Below are 8,306 nucleotides of genomic sequence, written 5' to 3'. Positions count from 1 at the left end.
ACGGGGGCGGCGGGGGCCGACCGCGCCGCGCTGGGCCCCTCCGGGGAGCGCGTGCCAGGGCCCGGGGCGCCGGGATGGTCCGGACGTCCGGGCCCTGGTGCCAGCGGTGCTACGCCTGCTCGCGCCAGCCGTTGGTGATGGGGAGGCGGCGGTCCTTGCCGAAGCCCTTCGGGGAGATCTTCGTGCCCGGCGGGTACTGGCGGCGCTTGTACTCGGCCGTGTCGACCATGCGCAGCGTCTTGGCCACCAGCGCCGGGTCGAAGCCCGCGGCGACAATGGTGTCGGCGCCTTGGTCGCGGTCGACGTAGCGCTCCAGGATGGCGTCCAGGACCGGGTAGTCCGGCAGCGAGTCGGTGTCGACCTGGCCGGGGCGCAGCTCCGCGCTCGGCGGCTTGGAGATGGAGTTCTCCGGGATCGGCGGCGTTTCACCGCGCTCGGCGGCGGCCCGGTTGCGCCACTCGGCGAGCCGGAACACCGAGGTCTTGTACACGTCCTTGATCGGCCCGTACGCGCCCACCGAGTCGCCGTACAGCGTGGAGTACCCCACCGCCAGCTCCGACTTGTTGCCGGGCGCCAGGACGATGTGGCCCTCCTGGTTGGAGATCGCCATCAGCAGCGTGCCGCGCAGCCGGGACTGCAGGTTCTCCTCCGCGAGCCCGGTCAGCTCCGTCGCCGCCATGTAGGCGTCGAACATCGGCGCGATCGGCACCGTACGGAAGTTCAGGCCCGTACGGCGCGCCAGCTCCGCCGCGTCGTCCCTGGAGTGGTCGGAGGAGTACTTCGACGGCATCGAGACGCCGTACACGTTCTCCGCGCCCACCGCGTCACAGGCGAGGGCGGCCACCAGCGCCGAGTCGATACCGCCGGACAGACCGATGAGCACCGACCGGAAGCCGTTCTTGCGCACGTACGCCCGCAGCCCCACGACCAGCGCCGAGTAGACCTCCTCGTCGTCGTCGAGGCGGTCGGCGTAACCGCCCGCGTGCTCCGGCTCGTACGCGTCCACCGGCTCCTCGGACAGGACCACGCGGTCGATGCGCAGCCCGTCGTCGACCACCCCCGTCGGGGCGTCGGCCGCCGCGGCCGGCAGGTCGAGGTCCACGACCAGGCAGCTCTCCTCGAACTGCGGCGCCCGCGCGACGACTTCACCGGCCGCGTCGACCACGATCGAGTCACCGTCGAAGACCAGCTCGTCCTGACCGCCCATCATCGCGAGGTAGGCGGTGGTGCAACCCGCCTCCTGGGCACGCTTGCGGACCAGTTCCAGCCGGGTGTCGTCCTTGTCGCGCTCGTACGGCGAGGCGTTGACCGACAGCAGCAGACCCGCCTGCGCGGAGCGCGCCGCGGGCACCCGGCCGCCGTCCTGCCAGAGGTCCTCGCAGATGGCGAGCGCCACGTCCACGCCGTGCACCCGGACCACCGGCATGGTGTCGCCGGGCACGAAGTAGCGGAACTCGTCGAAGACGCCGTAGTTCGGCAGGTGGTGCTTGGCGAAGGTGAGCACCACCTCGCCGCGGTGCAGCACCGCGGCGGCGTTGCGCGGGGCGCCCGCGGGCTGGCCGTACTTCGGCTGGGCCGTCTCGGACCGGTCCAGGTAGCCGACGACGACCGGCAGCTCCCCGAAGCCCTCCTCGGCGAGCCGGGCGGCCAGCGTGCGCAGCGCCGCGCGGGACGCCGAGACGAAGGAGGAGCGCAGGGCGAGGTCCTCCACGGGATACCCGGTCAGGGCCATCTCCGGGAACGCCACGAGATGCGCCCCCTGTTCGGCGGAGCGCCGGGTCCAGCGGAGGATCGTCTCGGTGTTGCCGGCGAGGTCACCGACGCGCGAGTCGATCTGGTTCAGAGCGAGGCGAAGTTGAGGCACGCGCCCAGTGTAATCGTCAAACCGACGCGATGGGGTGGTGGGTGACGCGCACCACCCCCGCGACGGCTACGGACGGGGCTTGGCGCCCCGGTCCTTGAGCATCCCCGCCATCAGCGCGATCTCCGACTCCTGGCCGTCGACCATGGTCTGCGCGAGCCGCGTCTCGACCTTCACCTCGCAGCGCTTCACACAGGCCTCCGCCATGTGGATACCGCCCTTGTGGTGGTCGGTCATCAGCTGAAGGTAGAAGACCTCGGCCTCCTCGCCGCCGAGCTTCTCCAGCTTCTTCATCTCGCTGTTGGTCGCCATGCCCGGCATCAGCGCGCCGTCCTCGCCGGGGGCCATGGACCCCATGTCCATCCACGTCATCGGCGGATCCGCGGACACCTTGGGCAGCTCCCACAGATCCAGCCAGCCCAGCAGCATGCCCCGCTGGTTGGCCTGCGTCTGCGCGATGTCGTACGCCAGCCGCCGCACCTCGGGGTCGTCGGTGCGGTCGCGCACGATGTACGACATCTCCACGGCCTGCTGGTGGTGCACCGCCATGTCCCGCGCGAACCCGGCGTCCGCGGAGTCGGCGGTGGGGGAGGAGGCGGTGCCCTCGCCGTCGGCGACGGCGTAGGTGATCGCACCGGCCGCGACGAGTACCGCCGCCGCGGTGCCCGCGATCCACCCGGCGTGCTTCATCACTGGCCCTTACCGCCCGTGCACGCGGCACCCGGCTCCGGGGTCTGCTCGCCCTGCACGTACTTCTCGAAGAACTTGCCGAGGTCCGGGTCGTCCGCGCCGGTCACCGCGCGCTGCGCGCCCCAGGCGGACAGCATGATCGGCGACTTCTGGTCCTCGTACGGGCTCATCAGCGTGTACGGCGTCTGCTTCACCTTCGCGGCGAGCGCCTCCACGTCCTTCTTGTCGGCCTTGCTGGTGTACGTCACCCAGACCGCGCCGTGCTCCAGGGAGTGCACCGCGTTCTCGTTGGCGACGGCCTCGGTGTAGACGTCACCGTTGCAGTTCTGCCAGACCGGGTTGTGGTCACCGCCGACCGGGGGCTCGACCGGGTACTTCACCTTCTTGTTCACGTGGGTCTGGGAGAGCTTGCCCCCCTTCCAGACGCTCACCCCGTCCGCTCCCGCCACCAGGGAGCCGGTGGTCTTGGACTCCACCGAGTCGTTGTCGTCGTCCTGCGACTGCACCAGGACCACGGCGCCCACGACCAGGGCGACGACCACGGTCACGCTGGCGCCGATCGTGAGGATCCGGTTGCGGCGCTCGCGAGCCTGCTCGGCGCGCCGCATCTCGTCTATGCGGGCCTTGCGCGCCGCGGAGGCGCTCTTCTTGGCGGATCCCATGGCGTGAAGTCCTTCTGCGGGTAAGTGACGGTCGGGTCCGCTGATCGTAATGGTGAACGTGGGATCACTCGAAGGGCGGACAAGGGAAAGGGCCGGATCGCAACGGAATCGACAGCGGTCCGACAGCTCCGCGGAGAAATTTGCAGCGGGAATGCACATTATCCGGGCATGCCTCTACGCTGCGGGTATGCGTCTGCTGCGCTCCACCGACCTCGCTCTGCGGCTCCTCATGCGGCTCGCCGTCACGGAGGGTGCCACGCCGACCACGCGCGAGGTGGCCGCGGACATGGACGTGCCCTACACGCACGCCGCGAAGGTCGTGGCCGAACTCCAGCACCAGGGGCTGCTGGACGCCCGCCGGGGCCGGGGCGGCGGCCTGACCCTCACGGAGAAGGGCCGCACGGCATCGGTGGGCGCCGTGGTCCGCTCCTTCGAGGGCACCGGCGACGTGGTGGAGTGCGAGGGCGACAACCCCTGCCCCCTGAACTCGGCCTGCCGCCTGCGCGGCGCGCTCCGACGGGCCCAGGAGGCGTTCTACGCCACGCTGGACCCGTTGACGATCGGAGACATGGTCACGGCACCCACGGGCCCACTGCTGCTGCAGATCGGCCGGGGGCCGGGGTCGTAGCCGTACGGCGGGCTGCGGTCACCGCGTTTCCGGGCGCTGCCCACTGAGAGGTGCCGCCGCGCCCACCCGCAGTTACTTGGCGACGACTAGGCGGCCTGGGGCAGCCACAGGTCGGGCCCGAAGACCTCGTAGTGGATGTCCGCCGCCGACACGCCCTTGGCGAGCAGCTGGGTACGGACCATCCGCATGAAGGGCAGCGGCCCGCACAGGTACGCGCGCGTGCCGGGCGCCACGTCGACGTCCGCGAGGTCGACGAGGCCGGTACGCGCGCCCTCCGGGGCGTCCTGCTCGTACCAGAAGTGGACCGAGGCCTCCGGGAGCTTGGCGGCGTAGGTCTCCTGCTCGCCGCGCAGGGCGTGGGCGGCGGGGGAGCGGTCGCCGTGGACGACGGTGACCGGGCCGCTGTGACCGTCCTGGGCGAGCTGGGCGAGCATGGCGATCATCGGGGTCACGCCGATACCGGCGGAGGCGAGCAGGAGCGGCCGGTCGGCGCCGCCCTCGGCCAGGGTGAGGTCGCCGTAAGGGGCGGACAGCTCCACCACATCGCCCTCCCGCACACGCGCGTGCAGGTGATCGGAGACCTCACCGGCGGGCGTCCCGGCGTCCCCCGCCACCCGCTTCACACAGAACTGCCGCAGCGCCGACCCGGGCGCCCCGGACAGGCTGTACTGCCGTATCTGCCGGGCGCCGTCCGGGAGCTGCACGCGGACCGAGACGTACTGCCCCGCGCGGAAGTCGGCCACGGGCCCGCCGTCGACGGGCCGCAGCCGGAAGGTGAGCACATCCGCCGTCTCCTCGACCCGCTCCACGACCTCCCAGCCGCGCCACACCGGCTCCCCGGCCTCCTCGTACAGCCGCTTCTCCAGGGCGATGAGCGCATTGGCCATGAGCCAGTAGACCTCGTCCCAGGCAGCCGCGACCTCGGGAGTCACCGCCTCTCGCAGCACCTCCACGATCGCGGCGAACAGATGCTCGTGGACGATCTTGTACTGCTCCGGCGCGACGCCGAGCGAGGCGTGCTTGTGGGCGATGCGGGAGAGCATCGCGTCGGGCCGGTCGTCCGGGTGCTCGACCAGGTAGGTCGCGAAGGCCGCGATGGAACCGGCGAGGGCCCGGCGCTGGGTCCCGGCCGCCTGGTTGCCGCGGTTGAAGAGGTCCCGCAGCAGCTCGGGGTGGGCGGCGAACATCCCGGCGTAGAAGCGCTCGGTGATCGCGTCCAGGTTGGCACCCACGGCGGGCAGGGTGGCGCGGACGGTGGCGGCGGACTGTTCGGACAGCATCGGGGCTCCTTCGGGCTCTCGACCGGTACGCCTCTCATTAAAACTTGCATCTGAAATACCAATTAACGCGGGGGTGCCCAACCGGACGCCCACCCCTGCCCGGGCCGAGGGCCGGGCATTACGAATGTCGGCCCGAACAGGCAAGATGGGCGCAGAGCCGCGGTGCGCCGGGGGCCAAGCCGCAGCCGGCCGGCCGATCAAGGTCGGCAACGCGCGCGAAACGCTGTTGTGGTGTGATGCTCAGGTGCCCGACTGCCCGTCCCGCGATCCGCGGGAGGGTGGCCTGACCAGCAAGGATGGGGAAGCGGAAGATGGACAAGCAGCAGGAGTTCGTGCTCCGTACGTTGGAGGAGCGCGACATCCGGTTCGTACGCCTGTGGTTCACGGACGTGCTGGGCTTCCTCAAGTCCGTCGCCGTGGCCCCGGCCGAGCTTGAGCAGGCCTTCGACGAGGGCATCGGCTTCGACGGCTCGGCCATCGAGGGCTTCGCCCGCGTATACGAATCCGACATGATCGCCAAGCCGGACCCCTCCACCTTCCAGGTACTGCCCTGGCGCGCGGAGACCCCCGGCACGGCCCGCATGTTCTGCGACATCCTGATGCCGGACGGCTCCCCGTCCTTCGCGGACCCGCGCTACGTCCTCAAGCGCGCCCTCGCCCGCACCTCCGACCTGGGCTTCACCTTCTACACCCACCCGGAGATCGAGTTCTTCCTCCTGAAGGACCGCCCCCTGGACGGCTCCCGCCCGACCCCCGCCGACAACTCGGGCTACTTCGACCACACCCCGACCAACATCGGCATGGACTTCCGCCGCCAGGCGATCACCATGCTGGAGTCGATGGGCATCTCGGTGGAGTTCTCCCACCACGAGGGCGCCCCCGGCCAGCAGGAGATCGACCTCCGCTACGCCGACGCCCTGTCCACGGCGGACAACATCATGACGTTCCGTCTGGTCATGAAGCAGGTGGCCCTCGAACAGGGCGTCCAGGCGACCTTCATGCCCAAGCCCTTCTCCGAGCACCCGGGCTCGGGCATGCACACCCACCTCTCCCTCTTCGAGGGCGACCGCAACGCGTTCTACGAGTCCGGCGCCGAGTACCAGCTCTCCAAGGTCGGCCGCTCCTTCATCGCGGGCCTGCTGCGCCACGCGGCGGAGATCTCGGCGGTCACCAACCAGTGGGTGAACTCCTACAAGCGCATCTGGGGCGGCTCGGAGCGCACGGCGGGCGCCGGCGGCGAGGCCCCCTCCTACATCTGCTGGGGCCACAACAACCGCTCGGCCCTGGTCCGCGTCCCGATGTACAAGCCCGGCAAGACCGGCTCGGCCCGCGTGGAGGTCCGCTCCCTGGACTCCGGCGCCAACCCGTACCTGGCCTACGCCGTCCTCCTGGCCGCCGGCCTGAAGGGCATCGAAGAGGGCTACGAACTCCCCCCGGGCGCCGAGGACGACGTCTGGGCCCTCTCCGACGCCGAACGCCGCGCCATGGGCATCGAGCCCCTGCCCCAGAACCTCGGCGAGGCCCTCACCCTCATGGAACGCAGCGACCTGGTCGCCGAAACCCTCGGCGAGCACGTCTTCGACTTCTTCCTCCGCAACAAGCGCTCGGAGTGGGAGGAGTACCGCAGCGAGGTCACGGCGTTCGAACTCCGCAAGAACCTGCCGGTCCTGTAGAGCCCCAACGGGCCGACGGCCCCGAGCCGTCGGCCCGTTGCGCGGTACACTCCCGCCATGCTCCTGACACCACGAAAGGCCGATGCCGCGTAGACGGCCCGTGCAGCTGCGCGCTGAGCAGCGCCCCCGCCGATGGGACACACCCCCACCGCCCCGCATCCGAGGCCTCTCCCACCGCACCTCCTGGGCCATAGCCCGGTACGAGCAACTCTCGCCGGACCATGACCTCTTCCCCATGGCCACTGCCGCGGCCCTGCGCCGGTACCGCGCATTCATGTCCCCGCCGGGGACCCGCCCCCGCTACCCGTACGGCGACGACTGCGGATGCCCCGGCTGCTCCCTGCGGGACGTACGGCATGCCCGCGACGTACTGGCCACGGTCCTGCGGAACCTCGACCCGCAGGACCGCGCCGAACTCGCACGCCTGCTGGCCGTACTGGACACGCGCTACCGATCCCGCACCCTGCCCGACCCGCACGCGGACCCCCACCAACCCTGGTGGCACCGCCGACTGCCCGGATGCCCCTTCACCCAGAGCGGCCTCGTCTGACCCTCAGTCGGCCTGCTCCGACAGCACCTGGTGCAGAGGCTTCTCCCCGCGCACCCGGTACTCCTGAACGGACCACCCGTTCCCGTCCGGATCCGTGAAGTACATGAAGGTCGCACCGTCATCAGGGGCGTACTGCACAGGCTCGGAAACCTCCAGCCCCCGCTCCACCAGCTCGGCCCGAGCCGCCTTGATGTCGGCGACACACAACTGGAGCCCCTGATAGGACCCCGGCCGAGGAGCCTCGCCCTCGCCGTAGTCCCACAACTTGTCCCCGAGAGCGATCGAACACCCCGACCCCGGAGGCGTCAGCTGCACGATCCGCATCCCGGGCATGACCTCCTGGTCGATGTCCACATGAAAGCCGACCTTGTCCCGGTAGAAGTCCCGGGCCCGGTCGATGTCGCTCACAGGCAGCGGGATCACTTCAAGGGTGAAGTCCATAACGCTTCCTCCGACTCGTGGCACGCCGTTTCCCCACCACCGAACCGGAAATCACCGCGACCCGCCACGGGAAGAACACCTTCCGCCCCGGCGACCCCGCAGCCGCCCATGACGGGAGCCCCCTCCGCCCGAACGGCGCCGCAGCCACCCACGGCCGGAAGGGGACGTATCGGGGGTGTCCGCCCGCCCCGACGGACCCCGCAGCCGCCCACGGCGGGAGCACCATATGCCCGCACGGACCCGCAGTCACCCACGGCGGGAGCACCATATGCCCGCACGGACCCGCAGCCGCCCGCGGCGGGAGCACCATATGCCCGCACGGACCCGCGGTCGCCCGCGGCCGGAAGGGGACGTATCGGGGGTGTCCGCCCGCCCCGACGGACCCCGCAGCCGCCCGCGGCGGGAGCACCATAGGCCCGCACGGACCCGCAGTCACCCGCGGCGGGAGCACCATATGCCCGCACGGACCCGCAGCCGCCCACGGCGGGAAGGGGACGTGTCGGGGGGTGTCCGCCCGCAGT

At 70.9% G+C, this 8,306-nt stretch carries 8 protein-coding genes; 3 read left to right on the top strand and 5 right to left on the bottom strand.

What is annotated here, in order from left to right; all coding sequences use genetic code 11:
- Positions 1-109: 109 nt before the first annotated feature.
- From GA0115233_RS39020 to GA0115233_RS39010, 3 genes are all read right to left on the bottom strand, one after another.
- Entirely contained in the window at positions 110-1,864 is a 1,755-nt protein-coding gene (locus GA0115233_RS39020) for an NAD+ synthase (RefSeq protein ID WP_093725421.1), read from the bottom strand.
- Between the two features lie 66 nt (positions 1,865-1,930).
- A complete protein-coding gene (locus GA0115233_RS39015) occupies positions 1,931-2,551 on the bottom strand; it encodes a DUF305 domain-containing protein (RefSeq protein ID WP_093725419.1) in 621 nt (206 codons plus the stop codon).
- Complete coding sequence (locus tag GA0115233_RS39010) at positions 2,551-3,213, bottom strand: DUF3105 domain-containing protein (protein WP_093725417.1); 663 nt, start codon at positions 3,211-3,213, stop codon at positions 2,551-2,553. The genes GA0115233_RS39015 and GA0115233_RS39010 overlap by 1 nt, the downstream gene beginning before the upstream one ends.
- A 187-nt stretch (positions 3,214-3,400) precedes the next feature.
- On the opposite strand from GA0115233_RS39010, the gene GA0115233_RS39005 reads away from it, so the two are divergent.
- A complete protein-coding gene (locus GA0115233_RS39005) occupies positions 3,401-3,841 on the top strand; it encodes an Rrf2 family transcriptional regulator (RefSeq protein ID WP_093725415.1) in 441 nt (146 codons plus the stop codon).
- An 86-nt stretch (positions 3,842-3,927) separates the two neighbouring features.
- On the opposite strand, the gene GA0115233_RS39000 is transcribed toward GA0115233_RS39005, so the two are convergent.
- Positions 3,928-5,121, bottom strand: coding sequence for a globin domain-containing protein (locus GA0115233_RS39000; protein ID WP_093725413.1), 1,194 nt, complete (start codon positions 5,119-5,121; stop codon positions 3,928-3,930).
- 311 nt (positions 5,122-5,432) lie between these two features.
- Here GA0115233_RS39000 and glnA point away from each other — a divergent pair, with 311 nt between their 5' ends.
- Together glnA and GA0115233_RS38990 are read left to right on the top strand one after the other, a co-directional pair.
- A complete protein-coding gene (glnA, locus tag GA0115233_RS38995; RefSeq protein WP_093725411.1) occupies positions 5,433-6,794 on the top strand; it encodes a type I glutamate--ammonia ligase in 1,362 nt (453 codons plus the stop codon).
- A 235-nt stretch (positions 6,795-7,029) separates the two neighbouring features.
- Positions 7,030-7,344, top strand: coding sequence for a hypothetical protein (locus GA0115233_RS38990; protein ID WP_255310512.1), 315 nt, complete (start codon positions 7,030-7,032; stop codon positions 7,342-7,344).
- 3 nt (positions 7,345-7,347) lie between these two features.
- Here the strand turns inward: GA0115233_RS38990 and GA0115233_RS38985 are convergent, their stop codons facing one another.
- Positions 7,348-7,785: a VOC family protein gene (locus tag GA0115233_RS38985; protein ID WP_093725407.1), complete on the bottom strand. Its 438-nt coding sequence runs from the start codon at positions 7,783-7,785 to the stop codon at positions 7,348-7,350.
- Positions 7,786-8,306: the final 521 nt, after the last annotated feature.

This window comes from Streptomyces sp. DI166 (assembly GCF_900091315.1).
Classification (GTDB): domain Bacteria; phylum Actinomycetota; class Actinomycetes; order Streptomycetales; family Streptomycetaceae; genus Streptomyces; species Streptomyces fuscus.
Note: the sequence above shows the minus strand (reverse complement) of the source record. Positions and strands in the feature narration are given on the sequence as shown.